The sequence below is a fragment of the Micromonospora hortensis genome (assembly GCF_022230935.1).
In the GTDB taxonomy this organism is placed as follows: domain Bacteria; phylum Actinomycetota; class Actinomycetes; order Mycobacteriales; family Micromonosporaceae; genus Micromonospora; species Micromonospora hortensis.
The window spans coordinates 16,431-35,596 of sequence record NZ_JAKKFE010000005.1; the positions used below are offsets into that span (position 1 = coordinate 16,431).

The 19,166-nt window shown below is 71.9% G+C and carries 16 protein-coding genes and 1 pseudogene; 9 read left to right on the forward strand and 8 right to left on the reverse strand.

Going from position 1 to position 19,166, the window contains the following annotated elements:
• Positions 1 to 20 precede the first annotated feature (20 nt).
• The gene (locus NIE111_RS02835; RefSeq protein WP_238682893.1) at positions 21 to 1,592 is read left to right on the forward strand and encodes a Na+/H+ antiporter; all 1,572 of its coding nucleotides are present in this window, start codon (positions 21 to 23) and stop codon (positions 1,590 to 1,592) included.
• Positions 1,589 to 1,846, forward strand: a complete 258-nt coding sequence (locus NIE111_RS02840; RefSeq protein ID WP_238682894.1) for a UBP-type zinc finger domain-containing protein — start codon at positions 1,589 to 1,591, stop codon at positions 1,844 to 1,846. Before NIE111_RS02835 ends, NIE111_RS02840 begins: the two co-directional genes overlap by 4 nt.
• A 131-nt stretch (positions 1,847 to 1,977) precedes the next feature.
• Here NIE111_RS02840 and NIE111_RS02845 read toward each other — a convergent pair.
• Positions 1,978 to 3,156: pseudogene (locus tag NIE111_RS02845) on the reverse strand (HNH endonuclease signature motif containing protein); the annotation flags it as partial.
• A gap of 30 nt (positions 3,157 to 3,186) precedes the next feature.
• Positions 3,187 to 4,101 carry a hypothetical protein gene (locus NIE111_RS02850; RefSeq protein WP_238682895.1) on the reverse strand — a complete coding sequence of 305 codons (915 nt, stop codon included), beginning with the start codon at positions 4,099 to 4,101 and terminating at the stop codon, positions 3,187 to 3,189.
• 208 nt (positions 4,102 to 4,309) lie between these two features.
• Between NIE111_RS02850 and NIE111_RS02855 the strand changes: the two genes are divergently transcribed.
• The gene (locus NIE111_RS02855; protein ID WP_238682896.1) at positions 4,310 to 4,966 is read left to right on the forward strand and encodes an HAD family hydrolase; all 657 of its coding nucleotides are present in this window, start codon (positions 4,310 to 4,312) and stop codon (positions 4,964 to 4,966) included.
• A 65-nt stretch (positions 4,967 to 5,031) separates the two neighbouring features.
• Here the strand turns inward: NIE111_RS02855 and NIE111_RS02860 are convergent, their stop codons facing one another.
• Positions 5,032 to 7,641 carry a glycoside hydrolase family 9 protein gene (locus NIE111_RS02860; RefSeq protein ID WP_238682897.1) on the reverse strand — a complete coding sequence of 870 codons (2,610 nt, stop codon included), beginning with the start codon at positions 7,639 to 7,641 and terminating at the stop codon, positions 5,032 to 5,034.
• A 273-nt stretch (positions 7,642 to 7,914) separates the two neighbouring features.
• Between NIE111_RS02860 and NIE111_RS02865 the strand changes: the two genes are divergently transcribed.
• Positions 7,915 to 8,640 carry a PP2C family protein-serine/threonine phosphatase gene (locus tag NIE111_RS02865; protein ID WP_238682898.1) on the forward strand — a complete coding sequence of 242 codons (726 nt, stop codon included), beginning with the start codon at positions 7,915 to 7,917 and terminating at the stop codon, positions 8,638 to 8,640.
• An 8-nt stretch (positions 8,641 to 8,648) separates the two neighbouring features.
• On the opposite strand, the gene hrpB is transcribed toward NIE111_RS02865, so the two are convergent.
• The 3 genes from hrpB to NIE111_RS02880 are packed head-to-tail and all read right to left on the reverse strand — an operon-like array spanning position 8,649 to position 12,284.
• Positions 8,649 to 11,189, reverse strand: a complete 2,541-nt coding sequence (hrpB, locus tag NIE111_RS02870) for an ATP-dependent helicase HrpB (protein WP_238682899.1) — start codon at positions 11,187 to 11,189, stop codon at positions 8,649 to 8,651.
• Positions 11,190 to 11,217: 28 nt separating this feature from the next.
• A complete protein-coding gene (locus tag NIE111_RS02875; protein WP_112678514.1) occupies positions 11,218 to 11,418 on the reverse strand; it encodes a DUF397 domain-containing protein in 201 nt (66 codons plus the stop codon).
• Between the two features lie 41 nt (positions 11,419 to 11,459).
• Positions 11,460 to 12,284 (reverse strand): helix-turn-helix domain-containing protein, encoded by an 825-nt coding sequence (locus NIE111_RS02880; protein ID WP_266305185.1) that lies wholly within the window; start codon positions 12,282 to 12,284, stop codon positions 11,460 to 11,462.
• Between the two features lie 183 nt (positions 12,285 to 12,467).
• Between NIE111_RS02880 and NIE111_RS02885 the strand changes: the two genes are divergently transcribed.
• From NIE111_RS02885 to NIE111_RS02895, 3 genes are read left to right on the forward strand one after another with little or no spacing between them, the layout of a single operon-like run.
• Positions 12,468 to 13,094: a GOLPH3/VPS74 family protein gene (locus NIE111_RS02885; RefSeq protein ID WP_238682900.1), complete on the forward strand. Its 627-nt coding sequence runs from the start codon at positions 12,468 to 12,470 to the stop codon at positions 13,092 to 13,094.
• A gap of 49 nt (positions 13,095 to 13,143) precedes the next feature.
• Positions 13,144 to 14,655 (forward strand): APC family permease, encoded by a 1,512-nt coding sequence (locus NIE111_RS02890; RefSeq protein WP_238682901.1) that lies wholly within the window; start codon positions 13,144 to 13,146, stop codon positions 14,653 to 14,655.
• Positions 14,652 to 15,242 carry a GNAT family N-acetyltransferase gene (locus NIE111_RS02895; protein WP_238682902.1) on the forward strand — a complete coding sequence of 197 codons (591 nt, stop codon included), beginning with the start codon at positions 14,652 to 14,654 and terminating at the stop codon, positions 15,240 to 15,242. Before NIE111_RS02890 ends, NIE111_RS02895 begins: the two co-directional genes overlap by 4 nt.
• 116 nt (positions 15,243 to 15,358) lie before the next feature.
• Here NIE111_RS02895 and NIE111_RS02900 read toward each other — a convergent pair whose 3' ends face one another.
• Positions 15,359 to 16,183, reverse strand: coding sequence for a SigB/SigF/SigG family RNA polymerase sigma factor (locus tag NIE111_RS02900; RefSeq protein WP_091401616.1), 825 nt, complete (start codon positions 16,181 to 16,183; stop codon positions 15,359 to 15,361).
• A 376-nt stretch (positions 16,184 to 16,559) separates the two neighbouring features.
• On the opposite strand from NIE111_RS02900, the gene NIE111_RS02905 reads away from it, so the two are divergent.
• The gene (locus NIE111_RS02905) at positions 16,560 to 17,309 is read left to right on the forward strand and encodes a hypothetical protein (RefSeq protein WP_238682903.1); all 750 of its coding nucleotides are present in this window, start codon (positions 16,560 to 16,562) and stop codon (positions 17,307 to 17,309) included.
• Here the strand turns inward: NIE111_RS02905 and NIE111_RS02910 are convergent.
• A complete protein-coding gene (locus NIE111_RS02910) occupies positions 17,258 to 18,847 on the reverse strand; it encodes a phospholipase D family protein (RefSeq protein WP_238682904.1) in 1,590 nt (529 codons plus the stop codon). The two genes, NIE111_RS02905 and NIE111_RS02910, sit on opposite strands and share 52 nt — an antisense overlap.
• 134 nt (positions 18,848 to 18,981) lie before the next feature.
• On the opposite strand from NIE111_RS02910, the gene NIE111_RS31875 reads away from it, so the two are divergent.
• Entirely contained in the window at positions 18,982 to 19,110 is a 129-nt protein-coding gene (locus tag NIE111_RS31875; protein ID WP_256441970.1) for a hypothetical protein, read from the forward strand.
• The last annotated feature ends 56 nt before the right edge of the window (positions 19,111 to 19,166 follow it).

The window sequence follows — 19,166 nt, forward strand, 5'->3', positions numbered from 1 at the left end:
TACCCCTAGGCTCGTACCCCATGGAAAGCCTGTTTCCGGTCGTCGTCTTCCTGGCGATCGCCACCCTGGGCGCCGCGTTGGCCCGCCGGCTCGGTCTGCTCGCGCCGATCGTGCTGGTCGTCCTCGGCCTGGCGCTCTCGTTCGTGCCAGGCTTCCCGCAGGTGGAACTCGACCCGGAGTTGGTGCTGGTCGGCATCCTGCCGCCGCTGCTCTACGTGGCCGCGCTGGAGACCTCGGTGCCGGCGTTCAAGAACAACATCCGGCCGATCCTGCTGCTCGCGGTCGGCCTGGTGTTGTTCACCGCGTTCGTGGTCGGGTTGGTGCTGCACCTGCTGTTGCCACAGCTGCCGTTCGCGATCTGCCTCGCCCTCGGCGCGGTGGTCGCCCCGCCGGATGCCGTGGCCGCCACGGCCGTCGCCCGTCGGGTCGGGCTGCCCCGCCGGGTCGTCACCATCCTGGAGGGCGAGAGCCTGGTCAACGACGCTACCGCGCTCGTGCTGCTACGGGTCGCGACGATGGCCACCGTCGGCTCGGCCGTCGGCGCCGACAAGATCGCCATCGAGGTATTGCGGTCCACCGGCGGCGGCATCCTGATCGGGGCGCTCGGGGCGCTGGTGTTCGGCTTCCTGCACCGGCGGATCACCGACCCGCTGCTGGACAACGCGCTGTCGCTGATCATTCCGTTCGCTGTGGTGTTCACCGCCGAACACCTGCACGCCTCCGGTGTGGTCGCCGTGGTCGTCACCGGCCTGGTGCTTGGGCACAAGCTGCCCCAGCTGCTGTCGGCGGCGTCCCGGTTGCAGATCGGCGCGTTCTGGCGGCTGGTCCGTTTCCTGCTGGAGGGCCTGGTCTTCCTGTTGGTCGGGCTCCAACTGCGGGAGGTGCTGCGCGATCTCGACGAGCCGATCGGCTCGCTCATCCTGATCACCTTCGCGGTGCTCGCCACCGTCTTCCTGACCCGCTTCGTCTGGCTCTTCCCGGCCACCTACCTGGCCCGGTTGGTCCCCCGGGTCCGCCGCCGTGACGAGCGGCCGTCACCGAAGTTCCCGATCATCATCGGCTGGGCGGGCATGCGAGGCGTGGTGACCCTGGCCGCCGCGCTGGCCCTGCCGCTGACCCTGGCCGGCGACGAGCCGTACCCCAGGGCGTTGTTGATCTGGCTGGCCTTCGCCGTGATCGTTTTCACCCTGGTCGGCCAGGGCGCCACCCTGCCGCTGGTCGCCCGCCGGTTGAAGCTGCCGCAGGACGACCCGGTGCAGGACGCGCTCTCCGCGGCCGCCGTGCAGCAGCAGGCCAGCAAGGCCGCGCAGGACCGCCTCGACGAGTTGGCAGACAGCGCACCGGATGCGGTGGTGGACCGGCTGCGCCGAGCGGTGGAAGACCGCACCAACATGGCGTGGGAACGACTCGGCGGCGACGAGCGGGAGACCCCGTCGCAGGCGTACGGTCGGCTGCGGCAGGAGATGATCGACGCCGAGCGGGACGTGTTCCGGGCGGCCCGGGACTCCGGTCGGATCCCTGAGGAAGTCTTGGTGCGGGCCTACCGTGACCTGGACCTGGAAGAGTCGTTGCTGCGAGAGGTTGAGAAGTGAGCTGTCAGCACCTGACCGAGGCCGGTGCCGCCGAGCCGCGTACCCCCGACGAGTGCGCGGACTGCGTCGCCACCGGCGACACCTACTGGGTGCACCTGCGCACCTGTCTGAGCTGCGGGCAGGTCGGCTGCTGTGACTCGTCGCCGAACCAGCACGCGAGCAAGCACTTCGCGTCCACCGGCCACCCGGTGATCCGCTCGGCGCAGCCGGGCGAGGCCTGGCGCTGGTGCTTCGTCGACGAGGAGATCGGCTGATCGTTGGCCGACGTCGGGTCGCCGCGCCGTTCGGTGAGCGGTAGCAGCACGTGGGGCCGTGGCGCGACGTAAGCGGCGGCTCAGCCAGGGGGTGGCCAACCGATCGCGCCGCCGTCGGTCGCTCGCTCTGGTCACGTCCGTCGGTGGTACTGGTTGCGGCGGGGGAGCTGTTCGGGGTCTAGCCAGGCCGGCGGAATGAACTCGGGGTGGCCGTCACCGCCGAGCCGGACGGTCCATTCGCCACGGTGGACGTGTCGGTGATGGTGGCCGCAGAGCAGCACGGCGTTGGTCAGGCTGGTGTCGCCGCCGTCGGCCCAGTGCCGGATGTGGTGGGCGTCGCACCAGCGCGGTGGGCGGTCGCAGCCGGGGAAGGCGCAGCCTCGGTCGCGCAGCACCAGGGCGCGGCGTAGCGGGCCGGTGATGAGCCGGCGTTGTCGCCCGACGTCGAGTGGCTGGCTCGCGCCGCCAAGGACGGCGGGGAGGACGGCGGCGTCGCACGCGAGCCGGCACACGGCCTCGGGAGTGAGATGCAGGCCGGTGTCGAGAGCGGCGGTGCCGAGCTGCCGCGCCAACCCGTCGTAGCTGGTGGTGACGACGAGTTGGGCAGGATCGCCTCCGTGCTCGGGCAGCTCGCCGGTGCGTAGGGCAAGCCGACAAAGGTCGGCGAACGCGTCGTGGCGGCGTTGCCCGGGAGAACGCGGATCGTCTGGGCCGGACGGTGCGGTCAGCGGGTCGATCGCGGCGCGCAGCAGGCCGGCCGCCTCGCCGTCGAGGATGCCGGACAGCCGTAGCCGGCCGTCCCGCAGCTCCGACAGCGTGACATGACGGTCTCGGCAGGCTCGGCGGGCCTCGGCCTCCATCGCCGCCTTGGCGGCGGCATCGGCGACCGCTGGGGCGACGTGGTCGAGGATCCGGGTGCCCAGCTTGCGCAGCAGGGTCGGCTCGAACTGCCCGGCCCACTCGACCAGGACGCCCACTGCCTTCTCGGCCGCCTCGGCGCCGGCGGCCGTGTGCACTGTGCTGACCGTGTCGGCGATGACCCGGACCTGCTCCACGTCGACCGCTCCGCCGGCCAGCGCGTCCCGCACACCGGCCGGGGCGGCATCGAGCGTCGCGGCCAACTCGACCAGACGGCGGGCGGCACCGACCCCGAGGCGCAACCGGTCCCGTAGCCACACGGCCGTCGAGGACGCGCCCTGCGCGGTCGCGATGCCTCGACCGTCCAACTCCCGCACGAGGGCCAGCTTGACTATGGCCAGGCGTTGCTCGAGTCGGTGCGTGGCGTCGAGTGCCGCGACGAGGTCGTGCTCCGGATCTTCGGAGGCGCCGGCGCGCCGGGCTCAGCGGCTGATGCCGTCGACGAGACGTTCGGTGGCGAGGCAGGAGACGAGGCAGCGTTCCTTCGCGTCACCGCTCAGCCGGGCGGTCCAGTCGGTGAGGCCGCCGTCGCCGATCTCCAGGCTGCCGTCCAGGACGGTGATCCGCAGGGCACAGCCCGTGTAGTAGCCGCGACCGCGAGACCGCTCTGGTTCGTCCACGAGCGGCACCACACCTGCGCCGAGGGCCGGTCGGACGGTGTCGGCCAGCCGATCCCGGACGGCATCATCGTCGAAGGTGGTGACGTGCAGCTGCGGCGCGGCGGCCGGTGCCAGCTCGGCGAGGACGGTCCGCCAGTAGGTGAGGTGCCGGACCAGCAGCCGGGCCTGCGTGCCGCCCGAGCCGGTGTCCCGGGCGCTGGACACCAGGGCGAATAGCCGGAAGTGCGCCGACGCGTCGCCGCCGAAGTCCTGCGCCCGCAGCACCCGATGGGCGGCGGCCAGGTGCACCTCGCCCTGTCGGCGGCGACGTACGGCCGCCTCGATGGCGAGGGCGTTTGTGGGATCGCTCAGCACCTCGCTGGCGCGCATCGTGGTGACGATCCTGTTCTGGCTGACCGGTGCGATCGCCGAGCAGGCGCCGACCGGTACGACCGGCGACAGCTCCACCCCGGCGACGTCGGCGGGCAACAGTTGCCACATCCGGGCCTCCACCCGTGCGAGCACGCGCGGATCGGCGCGGGCCGGGCGGACGAAGCGGTCCTCGCGCCAGCGGCGTACCACCTCGGAGGGGCGGATGGTCGCCGCCCGGTCGCGGGCCACGCTCAACAGCAGACTGCGCAGGTCCGCGCCGGACAGCCCGGCAAGAGCGGTCCGCGTCCCCGTCGGCATCTCCGCCCACACCCGACGCTCCGCGCCGGCCAGTTCGCCGCCATCCATGGCATCACCATGGCTCACCCGGAGCGTCGGATCCACCGAGTTTGGTAGCGAGCGGTGCATCGTCTACGGCATCAGCTCGAAAGCACCACCAGGAGACGGGTCGCCGTATCGGTCATCCGCGGTCGTCCGGCGGCAACTCGGGGCCTCACCATTGGGGTGATCGGCATCTATGATCCACCGACATCACGACGGTGACGGGGGATGCGACGTGATTAAAGCGATTTTCTTCGACGTTGGTGGGACCATTCTCGACGAGTCCCACGAGTTCGCTGCCTGGGCCGACTGGCTCGGCGTGCCCCGACACACCTTCTCGGCGGTCTTCGGTGCGGTGATCGCCCGGGGTCTGGACTATCAGGAGACGTTCCGGGTCTTTCGGCCCGACTTCGACCTCACCATCGAGCTGGAGCGTCGGGCGGCTGCCGGCCAGCCGGAGTCGTTCGCCGAGGAGGATCTCTACCCGGACGCGCGGGGGTGCCTGGAGTCCTTGAAGGACCAGGGCATGTTGGTGGGCCTGGCCGGTAACCAGCCAGCTCATGCGGAGGCGACCCTGCGCGATCTCGACCTTCCGGTGGACGTGATCGGCACGTCGCACGGGTGGGGCGTGGCGAAGCCGGCACCGGCGTTCTTCGAGCGGGTCGTCGCAGCGGGCGGCGGTGTCGCGTCGTCGATCCTGTACGTCGGCGACCGGCCCGACAACGACGTGCGCCCGGCCCTGGAGGCGGGCATGAAGACGTGCCTGATCCGACGCGGTCCGTGGGGGCACATCCTCGACCCCTCCACGGTGGCCGAGCGGTGCCTGTTCCGGATCGACTCACTGGACGAACTCCCGAGCCTGGTGGCGAAGCACAACGCGGCCGGCGGTTGACCCGCCGGCCGCGCGTCGTGCGGTCCTGGTGACCGCCCCTCCCCGGGCGGGCACCAGGACGTCGGTCAGGTCAGTGAGCAGGCCGCTCCGTTGACAGTGACCAGGCCGGGGCCCGGGTTGGCGCCGCCGCCCGTCGTCGCGTTGAAACCGAACGTCACAGTGCCGCCGGGTGCGATCTTGGCGTTGTACGACTCGTTGCGCGCGGTCACCGTCGCGCCGGACTGGGCGACCTTCGCCAGCCACGCCTCGCGTACCCGCTGGTCACCGGTGAACGCGAAGCGCACGCTCCAGCCGTTGATGGCCGCGGTGCCCGTGTTCTGGATGGTCAGCTGCCCGGTGAACCCGGTGCCGCCCTGCCAGGCGCCGTAGTTGGTGTAGCGCGCCGTGCAGGTGGTGGCCGGCACCGCGCCGGCGTCACCCTGGTCGGCCAGGAACGAGGAGATCCAGGTCAGCGCCGAGTTCCAGTTGATCGCCACCTCGTTTGTCGAGTACGAGTTGATGTCGTCGACGTAGCAGAACATCGGCTCGCAACCGGCCAGCAGTTGTGCCACGAACGGGTCCTGGAGGGCCGCGTTCGGGCCACCGGCGAGGGAGCCGGCGGGCGGTCGGGGCAGGTTCGGGTCGAGCTGGTGGCCGAAGATCCGACTGTGCTGGTTCTGCGCGGCGTGCTCTCCCCACCCGGTGACGTAGGAGATGTTCAGGGCGTTGCGACCGAGGATGTAGTCCATGGCCTGTACGGCGCCGTCGCGGTAGACGGGGTTGCGGGTCAGGTCGAACGCGGTGGCCAGCACCACGGCGTTGTTGATGACGTTGCTGTTGCCGCCCCAGAAGTAGCTGTTGGCGTCACCGGGCATCGGCAGCCCGTACGCCTGCCGGCGCAGCTCGACGAGGTACGTGTCGGCGGCGGCGGTGACCGAGGCGCGGACCCGGGCCAGATCGGCGGCGGGTAGCCCGTTCGGCACAGTGGCCAGGTCGAGGCGGCCCAGCGCGGCCACGCTCTGCCAGCCGAAGCCCCGTGCGTCGAACACGTTTCCGGTGTGGTGCGGTGAGGCGGTCAGGTCGGCCAGGTAGTTCTGCGCACCGGTGGTCAGGTACAGCTCGGCAGCCGCCCAGTAGAACTCGTCGGTGACGTTGCTGTCGTCGTACGCGCCGCCGCCGGTGCCGTCGGTCGGGCTGGCGTACACCGCCGGGTGGGCCTTGGCCGCGGCGTAGGCGGTCTTCGCGGCAGTGCCGCAGCGGGTCGCGAACGCCGCGTCGTACGGTGCGAAGAGCCGGGCGCACTGGGCGGCCGTCGCGGCCAGGTTGAGGGTGGCCGCTGTCGACGGTGGGTGCAGCTCGCGCGGCTGCGGGTCGTCCTGCGGCGAGAGGGGCAGCCCGGTCCAGTTCTGGTCGTGGATCTTGTGGTGGACCATGCCGGCGAGCGGCTTGCCGGCGGGCACCTGCATACGCAGCAGGAACTCCAGCTCCCAGCGCGCCTCGTCGAGGATGTCCGGCACCCCGTTGTCGCGCTCGGGCACCCGCAGCGTTCCGTCGGCGAGTTCCGCGCCGCCGTTGGCGGTGGCCGCCGTCCTGGTCCGCTCGAAGGTGTTCAGCAGCTGGTAGGTGGCGATGCCGCCGTTGACCACGTACTTGCCGTGGTCGCCGGCGTCGTACCAACCGCCGCGCACGTCCAGGGAGTAGTCGCAGACACCCGGCTGGCAGGGCACGTTGGTGTCGCCCTGGTTGGGGGCGACGCCGAGGTGGCCGGCGGGCCGGGCGTACTCGTCGCCGATCAGGTCACCGTCGATGGCGATGCCGCTGCGCTGGGCGTAGAAGAACTGCAACGAGTCGGAGCGCAGTTGGTCGTAGAGGGCGCCGGAGATGTCGAACGGGTGGCTCGTCTCGCCGTCCACTGTGAGCGTGAGCCCGGTGCCGGGGGTGCGGTAGCTGGAGAAGTCGACAGTCTGCACGTTCTGCCCGGAGGCGGCGTCGACACCCCGAGCGGTGGTGGTGCCACTGGCCACGACGGCGCCGGCGGCGCTGCGCAGCTGCCAGGGCAGCGCTTCGGTGGCCTCGGTGACGACAGTGGCGTTCTTCGGGCCGCCGGGAAGGTAGCCGACCTGGTTGACGCGCACCCGTGGCCCGGTGTCCGGCTCGTACGGCTCGGGCGGCTCGCCGCCGCGCAGCGAGACGTCGTCCAGGCAGATGGTCTGCGCCTGGGCGGAACCGCCGACCTGGAAGATGAGTTGGGCGCTGGGGTTGTCGTCCGGGACGGTGAAGGTCTGCTCGACCCGCTGGAGGGTGCCGGTCGCTGTGGCGTCCACTGCCGCGTACGTGGTGTACGGGGCGCTGCCGAGCTGCAACACGGCCTTGACCGCGGCGCCGGGGGTGGCGGAGACCGCGAAGCCGAGGGTGTATTCGGCGCCGGCGATCAGCGGCACGCCGTCCTGGCCGATGCCGGCGTCCCACGGGTTGGCCAGCCCGCCCGCGACTGTGGTGCAGAGCTGGCCGTCGGTGACCGCCAGCGCGCCGGTGCCGAAGGAGAACCAGGGGCTCACCCCGGCGCTGAAGTCGCCGTTGTCGATTTGTTCGGGGGCGTCCGGTGGTGGGTCGGCGTGGGCCGCGCCGGCGCCCGCGCCGGTGAGGGCCAGAGTGGTCGCCGCAGCCAACAGGAGGCGGCGTCGGGATGGCGTCACGGGGAGTCCTTCCGGGACGGAAAGTGGGACGTTGGTGGTGGCAGGGTGATGCGACGGAAGCTGGGAGCGCTCCCAGGTATCGGCTCGATGTTTCCAGTGCCGGTACGTCATGTCAATTGATCTGGTTGGATGGGTTTCCGCATCCGACGAGGGCGGTCAGCCCGAGCGGGCACCCTGACGCGCCCCCACCCGGACGTGAGATTGGCCGCGCCACGCGCCGTCGTCCTGATCTCCTAGAGACAACTGCGCCCTTCGCCTGGCAGGCTGCCTCCCATGACCCTGAAGCTGCGTTCCGTGGGAACGAGCGACCGTGGGCTGATCCGCAGCGGAAACCAGGACGCCCTGCACGCCGGCACCTGGCTCGTCGCCGTCGCCGACGGCATGGGCGGAATGGCCGCCGGCGACCTGGCCAGCGCCCTCACCATCGACGCGTTCGCCCCGCTGGACGTGGAGACACCCGAGGACGCCCTGGTGGCCGCGCTCGAAGGTGGCATCGCGCTGGCCACCTCCCGGATCCGACAGGCGGTCGCCGAGGATTCCGAGCGCCAGGGCATGGGCACCACGCTGACCGCCCTGCTCTTCGCCCGTACCGGCAGCTGCCTGGCGCTCGCGCACGTCGGCGACTCCCGGGCCTACCTGTTCCGCGAGGGCGTGCTCAAGCAGGTCACCAGGGACGACACGTTCGTCCAGATGCTGGTGGACCAGGGCGTGATCACCGCGGACCAGGCGAGCAGCCACCCGCGCCGGGCCGTTGTCACCCAGGCGTTGCAGGGCGAAGAGGTCTCACCGTCGTACGCGACAATGGTGCCCCGGGCCGGCGACCGGTGGCTGCTGTGCAGCGACGGCCTCTCCAACGTGGTCCGCCCGGACACCCTCACCGAGGTGCTCAGCGGCTATCCGGACCGGGACGCCTGCGCCGCCAAGCTGATCGACCTGGCCCTGCACGCCGGCGCGCCGGACAACGTCACAGTCGTGGTGGCCGACGTCGTCGAGGAGTAGGCCGGCGCTCAGCGCCGACGTGGCGTGGCGCGCCGGGTGGGTGTCGCCGTTCCCGGATCCTCCGGCCACGGGTGCCGGGGATAGCGCCCGCGTAGCTCGGAGCGGACCTGCGGATAACCGGTACGCCAGAACGACGCCAGGTCGGCGGTGACCGCCACCGGCCGGCCGGCGGGGGAGAGCAGGTGCAGCAGCACCGGCACCCGACCGTCGGCGATGCGGGGGGCCGCCGGCCAGCCGAACGTCTCCTGGAGCTTCACGGCGAGCACCGGCGCGGCCGGGTCGCCGTAGTCCAGCCGGATCCGAGAACCACTCGGCACCTCGATCCGCTCCGGGGCCAGCTCGTCGAGGCGGGCGGCCTGTGCCCAGGGCAGCAGCCGACGCAGCGCCGACGACACGTCCACTCGCGCCAGGTCGGCCCGGCGTCGCCCGGCGGCCAGCTCCGGGCCCAGCCACGTCGGCGCGGCGTCGAGCAACGAGTCGTCCCCGACCTCCGGCCACGGCTCGCCCAGGTGGTGCCGGAGGAACGCGAGCCGCTCGCGCAGCGCCCGTGCCGCCGGTGTCCAGGGCACCAGCCCCAGCCCCTCCTGGCGCAGGCCGGTCAGCAGCGCGGCGGCCACCTCCGCCCGGTCCGGCCGGTCCAGCCGTCGCTGCACCAGCTCGATGGCGCCCAGCCGGGTCACCTCCCGGGCCACCACGTCCCCGTCCGACCAGCCGACCTCGCGGTCGGTTCGCAGCAACGGACCGGCCGCCTCCCGGGCCGTCGCCTCGTCCACCGGGGAGGCCCGGCGGATGCGGGCCGACGGCGCGCCGGGGGTGCGGTCCGCGACCGCCACCGCCAGCCAGTCGGACCCGGTCAGCCCCGAGCCGGCCGCCAGCTCCGCGGCGGTCCCGCCGGTCATCAGGTACGCCGAACCGCCCGCCCGCCGCACCCTGGCCAACCGTTCCGGGTACGCCAGACCGACGAGCAGCCCGGCGGCGAGATCGTCGCTCAGTCCACCCGAGTTGGTGCGGCCGGTGGCGTCAGCGCGGCCCTTCGGCGGGGCGCCGGCAGGCAGCGCGGCCCGCAGCCGGCGTACCTCGGTGCGCCAACGGGCCGTCGCGCCCGCGTCCACGCCGGCGCGCAGCCGACGCCAACCGGCGACCAGATCGTCACCGGGGCCGGCCGCGCTCTCCTCGGCGAGCAGGGCGACCACCTCGGCGGCCCGGTCGGCACCGACCCGGCCGGCCCCGTCGAGCAGCGCCCGGGCCAGCCGTGGGTGCGCCCCGGCGGCCGCGATCGACCGCCCCCGCGCCGTGATCCGACCGTCGGCGTCGACAGCGCCCAGGGTCTCCAGGGTTTCCCGGGCCACTGTCATCGCGGCCGTCGGCGGCGCGTCGGGCAACGCGAGCCCGACGCCGTCCGGCCGGCCCCAGGCGGCCAGCTCCAACGCGAAGCCGGTCAGGTCGGCGGTGGCGATCTCCGGCTCGGCACGAGCGGGCAGCCGCTCGTGGGTCGCCGCCGACCAGCACCGGTAGACGTACCCGGGGGCCTCCCGACCGGCCCGGCCGGCCCGCTGGGTGGCGGCGGCGCGGGAGACCGGCACGGTGACCAGCGCGCCCAGCCCGCGAGCCAGGTCGATCCGGGGCACCCGGGACAGCCCGGCGTCCACCACGATCCGCACACCCGGCACTGTCAGACTGGTCTCGGCCAGCGCGGTGGCCAGCACCACCCGCCGCCGGTCCGCGCGACGCAGCGCCGCGTCCTGCTCGGCGCCGCGTTGACGACCGTGCAGCGGCAGCAGCGCGACCACCTCCCGCAGGTCGGCCAGCCGGCCGGTGACCGCCGCGATCTCGCCGGCCCCGGGCAGGAAGACGAGCACGTCGCCGTCGTGCTCGCGCAGCGCCCGCCGGACGGTGGCGGCCACGTGGTCGAGCAGGGCCCGGTCCACCGGCCCGGCCCCGGGCGGGGCGATCGGGCGCGCCGGAGGCATCCAGATCCGCTCCACCGGGTGCAAAGCCGAGTCGGCCCGTACCACAGGGGCCGGGGTGGGCCCGCCCAGCAGCGCGGCGAACCGGTCGGTGTCCGGGGTCGCCGACATCGCCAGCAGCCACAGGTCCGGCCGGAGAGTGGCGCGCGCCTCCACTGTGAAGGCCAGCGCGAGGTCGGCGTCGAGTTGGCGCTCGTGGCACTCGTCGAGCAGCACGGCACCCGTGCCGGGAAGCTCCGGGTCGTGGTGCAGCCGGCGGACCAGCAGGCCGGTGGTGACCACCTCGATCCGGGTGGCCGGGCCGACCCGGCGCTCGCCGCGTACCGCGTAGCCGACCCGCTCACCGACCCGCTCGCCGAGCAGCTCGGCCATGCGCCGGGCGGCGGCACGGGCCGCCACCCGGCGGGGTTGGGCGATCACCACCCGACCGGTCACCCGGTCGGCCACGGCCAGCGGCGCGAGGGTGGTCTTGCCGGTGCCCGGCGGGGCCACCAGCACACCGGCGCCGGCCGCGTCGAGTGCCGCGACAAGCGCCGGCAGCACCGGACGGACCGGCAGGTCAACTGTTACGTCGGAGAGCACGGCCCAGTCTCGCACCGGGACGGGTGCGTCAGGAGCGACGGACCTCGCCGACGCCGAGCACGAACGCCCGCCAGGCCGTCGCACCGAAGGCGAGCACCGGGCCGGAGCGGTCCTTGCTGTCCCGGACGGCGACCTGACCGTCGACTGTCGCGACCTCCACGCAGTTGCCGTTGCCGCTGCTGCGCGTGCTGGTGCGCCAGTCCGCTCGGGTCAGGTCGTACGCCGTCATCCGCGGTACCTCTCGTCTGCGTCGGCGTGCCGCAGAAGCGGTCACGCAAAGTTACGAGAAGCATGCTCAAGACGGGTCAACGACGCCGTCGGATCGAGCGCCATCCGGCACAGCTCCTCGTGCAGAAGGCTATACCCGAGCACATGATCGGCTTCCTCCAGAGCCAGCCCCATCGTGAGGTTATCCAGGTAAACCACTGACGCGTCGGCGGCATCGGCGAAGTTGAGGATCACGTACGGGGTGCTCATCGCGGGATGCCCGCCAGCGGTGAAGGGAAGTACCTGGATTGTCACGTTGGGTAGCTGCGCGATCCGGCTCATGTGGACCAGTTGTTCGGCCATCACGGCGGCGCCGCCGACCGGGCGCAGGAGCACCGCCTCGTTGAGGATCACCGACAGATCGACCGGGTCCTCGCGGCGCAGCACCTCCTGCCGGCGCAGCCGGGCGGCGATCTTGCGCTCCAGACCGTCCTCGCCGGCGGTGCGCCGGAAGATCTCCCGGGCGTACGCCTCGGTCTGCAACAGCCCGGGCACCGACTCGGCCTCGTACGTGCGCAGCGCCGCCGCCTCGGCCTCCAGCCCGACGTAGAACTCGAACCACTCGGGGAGTACGTCGCTGTAGTTCTGCCACCAGCCGCGCTGCTGTGCTCCCCGGGCGATCTCGATCAGCGCCTCGGCATCCGAGCCGGTCACCTGGTACAGCGCGAGAGCGGCTCGGACGTCACGCGGTTTGATGCCGATCTGCGCGGTCTCGATGCGGGAGAGGTTGCTCTTCGACATGTCGAGCTGACGGGCCGCCACATCGAGTGTCATGCCCGCGCGTTCCCGAAGTTGGCGGAGTTCCCGGGCGATGCGGCGTCGCCGCACTGTGGGGCTTGCGGCGGGCCGAATGGCGGGAGTGGCGGTCACCGTCCGAGTCTGCCACGACAAGATCCGCAGGTCGCATATGCACGGAGTGCAACTTTCGAATCTGGGAGTTGCGTTGCAGTAGCTGTCGGTGCATCCTTTCCCGGTCGCGATCACTGTGGACACACCTGTGCGGGAGGACCGTTGCTCATCGCCGACGAGTTCTTCCTGATCGCACACAACGACAGTCGCGGCAAGGCCAAGCTGCACCCGGCGGCGACCGGGCTGGGACTGGCCGGCGGGCTCCTCGGTGAGCTGATCCTCTATGGACATATCACCGTCACGGCCGGGCACATCACCGTCATCGACCGGCGTCCGCCGGCCGATGCCCTGGCGCACACGGTGCTGGACCAGTTGGTCGGTGAGTCCCAGCACCGGGAGCTGCGCACCTGGCTGAGCTTCCTGGCGCAGAGCGCCACGACCTCGGTGGGGGAGCGGTTGGCCCGCGCCGGGGTGCTGCGCCGCCAGGAGAGTCGCCGGCTGCTGCGTACCTCGGTCAGTTACCTGCCGATCGACCTCAACGCGGTGGCCTGGCCGGCCACCCGGCTGCGGGCCCTGCTGGACCGGCCGGACCCGCCGGGCGTGCCGGACGCCCTGCTGCTCGGCCTGGTCGTGGCCGCGGGACTGACCCGCGAGGTGCTGTGGAGCGCCGGCCCCCGCGCGCACCACCGGCTGAACGTCCTCATCCCCGCGCTGCCGGGGCCACTCAAGGAACTCGTCGGGCACACCGAGGCAGCCGTCGGCGCCGCCGTGCTGCGCGGCATTCCCTGATCTCCCTCCGGTAACCCCCAACCCTCCCCTCGTCAATCGGAGTAGTCGTATGCCCCCGACATCGACAGTCGACCGACCCAGCAACGTCTCCGAAGCCCTGGCCCGAGGCCGCCTCGGCATCCCCTCGGTGATCTTCTTCGTCCTCTCCGCCGCCGCGCCGCTGACAGTGGTGGCCGGCGTCGTCACCACCGGCTACGGCGTCATCGGGGTGACCGGCATCCCGCTGGCCTTCCTGCTGATCGCCGCGGTGCTCGCGCTCTTCTCGGTGGGTTACGTGGCGATGTCCCGTCGGGTGGAGAACGCCGGCGCCTTCTACGCCTACATCTCCCGTGGCCTCGGCCGACCGGCCGGCGTGGGCGCCGCCTGGGTGGCGCTGATCGCGTACAACGCGTTGCAGGTCGGGCTGTACGGCACCATCGGCGTGGCGGCCGAGCCGGTGCTCGACCGGCTCTTCGGCGGGCACCCGCACTGGGCGGTCGTGGCCCTGGTGGCGTGGGCGTTGGTCGGCCTGCTCGGCCTGCTCCGGGTCGACCTCAACGGCATGGTCCTGGCCGCGCTGCTGGTCGCCGAGATCGTGGTGGTCCTCGTCTTCGACCTGGGACAGCTCGGCAACCCGGCCGACGGCGGGGTCAGCTTCGCCCCGTTCTCACCGGACAACCTCTTCGTGCCGGGTGTCGGCGCGGTGCTGGTGCTCGCCGTCCTCGGCTTCGTCGGCTTCGAGTCGGCGGTGGTCTTCAGCGAGGAGAGCAAGGACCCGAAGCGGACGGTGCCGTTGGCCACCTACCTCTCGGTGGCGATCATCGCTGGGCTGTACGCGCTGTCGTCCTGGACCATGACCGTCGCTGTCGGGCAGGACCAGATCGTCGCCGAGGCCGGCGAACAGAGCGTCGGGCTCATCTTCAACCTGGCCGCCGCGCACCTCGGCGACACCGCGGTCACCATCGGGCAGGTGCTGTTCCTGACCTCGGTGCTCGCCGCGATGATCTCGTTCCACAACACCACGGCCCGTTACACCTTCGCGCTCGGTCGGGAGCGGGTGCTGCCGGCGGTGTTCGGGCAGACCTCGGCCCGTACCGGGGCGCCGCGGGCCGCCTCGGTGGCGCAGAGCGTCCTCGGGCTGCTGGTCATCCTGCTGTACGCGATCAACGGCTGGGATCCGGTGGTCCAGCTCTTCTTCTGGGTCGGCACCACCGGCGGCTTCGGTGTCCTGCTGCTGATCGCCACCACCTCGGTGGCGGTGATCGCCTACTTCGCCCGCTCCGCCGGGGGCGAGAACCTCTGGCGACGGGCCATCGCGCCCGGCCTGGCCACCATCGCGCTCTTCGTGATCATCTGGTTGGCCGTGTCGAACTTCGCCAACCTGCTCGGCGTCGCGCCGGACTCGACGCTGCGCTGGGCGCTGCCCGCCGCGTACCCGGTGGCCGCCCTGCTGGGCATCGGCTGGGCCCTGCTGCTGCGCAGCAACCGCCCGGACACGTACGCCCGGATCGGCCTGGGTGCGGCGAGCGCCGCGGCCGCCGTCAAGCCGGAGGCGCCGGCCGCCGTGGAGGTGACCCGATGAGCGTGGTCATCGAGCAACTCGGGCCGGAGGAGACCACCCTCGTGGCGGGTCGGATCGCCGAGGCGTTCACCGTCCTGGAGGTGACGTACTGGCTGGTCCCCGACCCGAGCAAGCGGGAGGCGGTACTGGCCGGCGACTTCGAGATCCTGGTCGGGCACGCGATGCGGCACGGCATCGTCCACGCCACAGCGGACCGGACCTCGGTCGCGGTCTGGTTTCCGTCGGTCGGTGAGCCGGCGCCGCCGCCGGCGGACTACGACGCCCGACTGGCCGCCGCCTGCGGCGAGTGGACCGACCGGTTCCAGCACCTCGACGAGCTGTTCGCGGCGAACCATCCGCATCCGGATCACCACCACCTCGCGTTCCTGGCGACCCGGCCGGACCGGCAGGGGCAGGGCTTGGGGAGCGCGCTGATGCGCCACCACCACGCCTGGCTGGACGCCAACGGGATGCCGGCGTACCTGGAGGCGAGCAGCCCGCGCAGTCGGGACCTGTACGCGAAGCACGGCTACCTGGCCGGCGAGCCGTTCCGGGTGCCCGACGGGACGCCGTTCTGGCCGATGTGGCGCGAGCCGGTCGGGCACTGAGCCGGTCGGTAGACGCGACCAGCACGCCCTGTGGTCGCACTGTCACGCTCGCGTGACAGCACTGACAAAAGCGGAGGGCCGGGTCCAATGGACCCGGCCCTCCGCTCGTCACCTGGTCAGTACGTGCCGTCGAGCTGGCCGCGCAGCTTGGTCAGCGCCCGGGTCAGCAGCCGCGATACGTGCATCTGCGAGACACCGATCTGGTCGGCGATCTGCGACTGGGTCAGGTTGCCGTAGAAGCGCAGCGTGAGGATCTTCTGCTCGCGCTCGTCGAGGGTGGCCAGCGCCGGGCCGAGGGCCACGCGCAGCTCAGCCAGCTCGAACTCGCTGTCCTCGCCGCCGAGCATGTCGCCCAGCTCGGTGGCGCGCTCGCCGTCGCCGGTCGGGGTGGACAGCGACACCGCGTTGTACGCGCGGGCGCCTTCCAGGCCCTCCAGCACCTCTTCCTCGGTGAGCTTGAGGTGCGCGGCGATGTCGGCGACCGTCGGCGAGCGGCCGAGGGTCTGCAGGAGCGAGCTGTTGGCGTCGGAGATGGCCAGCCGCAGCTCCTGGAGCCGGCGGGGCACCCGGATGTCCCAGGTGCGGTCCCGGAAGTGCCGCTTGAGCTCGCCGATGATGGTGGGGATCGCGTAACCGGCGAAGTCGACACCGCGCTCGGGGTCGAACTTGTCGATGGCCTTGATCAGACCGATAGCGGCGGTCTGCGCCAGGTCGTCGTTCGGCTCGCCGCGCCCGCTGTAGCGGTGGGCCAGGTGGTTGGCGAGCGGCAGCCAGGCCTCGATCGCCCGGTCCCGCAGAGCGGCGCGCGACGGGTGGTTGGCGGGCAGCGCCGCCATCGCGTTGAGCAGGTCGGCGGCGCTGTCGGTGAGAGCGCGCGGGTCGAGCTTGGTGGTGGCCTTGACGGCGGCGCTCGGCTGCTCGGTGATCGTTGGCGCGGTCATGGGTGGTCCTCCCTGCACCTCGTCCGCTGACTAAAAAGACGTGACGCTTTGGTTTAGCTTCCAATAGGCCGTTCGGGAGTCACCTTAACCTGATCGTCTCCCGGAAATCTAGCCGAAAGGTTGATGTACTTAAGGTATGTTCGACAATAAAACGGGCATATGACGCGGAAGTTGGGGTGACTGTGAGGATCCTTACCCGTTGTTCACACCGCAGCCGCTGCCCAATCGGCCGGCCGCTCCGGCTGATCGGCCCACGGCTCGCGTCGACTGGTCAACAGGAAATCCGACAAGTCGCCAGGAGTGTCGACTATCCGTCCTTGTCCCGCTGGTGGGACCGGCCGTAGCGTCGCGTGTACACACCCGGTTCGGAGGCACCGTGCTCGATCCAGCCGCTCCCCAGCTTGTCGTGAACAGCCGCACCCTCTACTTCAGCTGGCTGCCGGCGGATCCCGACGCGGTCGCCGCGCTGGTCCCGCCGGGGCTCTGCCCCCGTCCCGACCGGCAGGTCTTCCTGAATCAGTACATCGTCGACGACGAGACGCAGACCTCCGGCTTCGGCGCGTATTCACTGACCTACCTCGGCGTCTCGCTGCTGGGCGTCGACGCGCCGGGCGGCCTCAACGCCGGTGGTTGGTGGACCCACTACGTGGCCTCCAGCCGGCGGGTCCGTGAGTACGCCGTCGCTCGCGGCGCCCCGGTGCTCGCCGGGCGCACCCGGATCGACGTCAACGGCGAGGACCTGCTCTCCGAGACGGAGATCGACGGCACGCCGTTGGTCCGGGCCCGGTGTCGGGTGGGGGAGACCGGTCACGTCATCAGCAGTGGGCACCACCGATACTTCACCCGGCGCGACGGCCAGCTGCTCAGCTCGGCCTACCCGTTCGTCGCCGAGCCGGTCGCCCCGTTCGAGATCGAGTCGGTGGAGTTCCTCCAGCCCGGCCACCCGATGTACGCGCTGCGCCCGGCCAACCCGCTGACCATCGGCTTCGGCTACTACTCACCGCGCTCGTCGTTCGCCTACCCCGGCGGGCTGAACGTGTACGCGGTCGCCGCGTCGGACCCGGCCCGACCGCATCACCAGGTGCCGGCCAGCCTCGCCCGCAGCGGCCTGCCGTCCGGGTCGTAGACCAGCCGGTACATCGGCAGCGCCCAGGCCCGGGTGTACCACGGCAGCCGCTCGGGGCGGTGCGGGCGCAGCCGCCCGGGCGGCCGTTCTCCCACCTGGCCGTCGTCGTACCACTGCTGTAGCGCGTCGGCGGCGGCCGTGACGGCCGCGACGGCGTCCGCCGGGTCCAACAGGTCGGCGTCGTCCGTGCCGTCCGGGTCGCGGTCCAGATGCTCGCGCCACAGCCGCAGTCGCAGGTCCCTGGCGAAGCTCCGCGCGCCGTCGCCCCGCCCGGCGGGGTCGGTGGGCTCCCGCTGGTCCGGGGTGTCGTCGAGCACGGCGCAGGACAACTCGCTGTCGTGCGTCCAGGACCGCCGGTTGAAGTTGTCGCTGCCCACGCTGGCCCACACGTCGTCGACCACGCAGACCTTCGCGTGCACGTAGACCGGGTCGCCGGCGTGGTTCTCCACGTCGAACACGTGCACCCGGTCCGGTGCGGCCCGCTCGCACAGCGACAGCGCCTGCTCGCGCCCGACCATGTTCGGCGGCAACGCCAGCTTGCCGTCCACGTCCGGGTGGCGGGGGACGACGGCGATCAGGTGCAGGTCCGGGTTGTCCCGCAGAGCGTGCGCGAAGAGGTCCGCGACCTCGGCCGACCAGAGGTACTGGTCCTCCAGGTAGATGAGCCGGCGGGCCCGGCGTACCGCCTTGGTGTAACCCCGGGCCACGGTCCGCTCCCCGTCCGGTGCGAACGAGTAGCGCGGGCGGACGGCGGGGTAGGTGCGCAGCACCTGGATCTGGTGCGGACCGCAGGGCGGCGGATCGGCCGGCTGTTCGGGCAGCGGGTCGGGGCGCAGGTCTGAGCCGCGCAGCCGGTCCCGCAGGTAGGCCATCGGGTTCTCCGAGTCCAGCGGCATCGGGTCGGTCCAGCGTTCCCGAAACAGGGTGTCCAACGCGCCGACCACCGGGCCGCGCACCGCGAGCTGCACGTCGTGCCAGGGCGGATTGGGTCCGTACCGGGGCGACATCTGCACCGGTTGCGGGTCGCCGTGGTGCGCGGCGTCGTCGCGGCGGCTGTGACACAGGTCGATCCCGCCGGCGAAGGCGATGTCCCGCTCTGGCGCGCCCTGGTGCCGCAGCACCACGAGCTTCTGATGGTGCGAGCCGCCGCGCCGGACCCGTTGGTCCAGCAGCACCTCGCCACCGGCGGCCGAGATCGTCTCGCTGAGGTCGCGGTTCTCGGCCTCGCTGTAGGCCAGGACGTCGAGGTGCGAGCGCCAGATCAACCCTTTGACCACCACGCCGCGCTGAGCGGCCTGGGCGAAGAGCTGGACCACTGTCGGACCGTCCGGGCGCAGTCGCTGGTCCGGGTCACCCCGCCAGTCGGTGAAGAACAGGTGGTCGCCGGGGCCCAGGGCCTCGACCTCGTCGACCAGTCGGTCGAAGTACGCGACACCGTGAATCAACGGCTCGGCGAGGTTTCCCGTGGTCCATACGGGTATGCCAGAGACCGGGTTGGCGCGTTCCTCCGCGGTGAGGAACCAGTCCTGCAACGGCACCGTCCAGCCCCCCTGGAGGTCGGCAACGTCCTCACGGTAGGACCCCGGAAGCGGGTCCGCACGCCAGGCCCCCAGACCGGTGACCTGGCCGACGCCATCGAAAGCGACGCGACAACAGCCGAGGAGGCCACACTATGCCCCGCGACACGACGAATCCCGTGACCGAGAACCGCGAGCCGGCGGTGGAGAGCGAACGGGGTGCGCTGGTAGCGGTGTTGGTGATGGTGATTCTGGGCGTTGCCGGGATCTTTGCGGTCTCCTGAGGCGGCGCCGACGCCCCGGGGTGAACCGGAGGCGTCGGCGCCGAACTCAGCGGTCG

What these genes read in the sequence shown, in the direction of transcription:
- NIE111_RS02875 (WP_112678514.1), bottom strand. Translation starts at nt 11,418, where the DNA reads ATGACGGCGTACGACCTGACCCGAGCGGACTGGCGCACCAGCACGCGC.
- NIE111_RS02835 (WP_238682893.1), top strand. Translation starts at nt 21, where the DNA reads ATGGAAAGCCTGTTTCCGGTCGTCGTCTTCCTGGCGATCGCCACCCTG.
- NIE111_RS02865 (WP_238682898.1), top strand. Translation starts at nt 7,915, where the DNA reads ATGACCCTGAAGCTGCGTTCCGTGGGAACGAGCGACCGTGGGCTGATC.
- NIE111_RS02850 (WP_238682895.1), bottom strand. Translation starts at nt 4,101, where the DNA reads ATGGATGGCGGCGAACTGGCCGGCGCGGAGCGTCGGGTGTGGGCGGAG.
- NIE111_RS02895 (WP_238682902.1), top strand. Translation starts at nt 14,652, where the DNA reads ATGAGCGTGGTCATCGAGCAACTCGGGCCGGAGGAGACCACCCTCGTG.
- NIE111_RS02890 (WP_238682901.1), top strand. Translation starts at nt 13,144, where the DNA reads ATGCCCCCGACATCGACAGTCGACCGACCCAGCAACGTCTCCGAAGCC.
- NIE111_RS31875 (WP_256441970.1), top strand. Translation starts at nt 18,982, where the DNA reads ATGCCCCGCGACACGACGAATCCCGTGACCGAGAACCGCGAGCCGGCG.
- NIE111_RS02900 (WP_091401616.1), bottom strand. Translation starts at nt 16,183, where the DNA reads ATGACCGCGCCAACGATCACCGAGCAGCCGAGCGCCGCCGTCAAGGCC.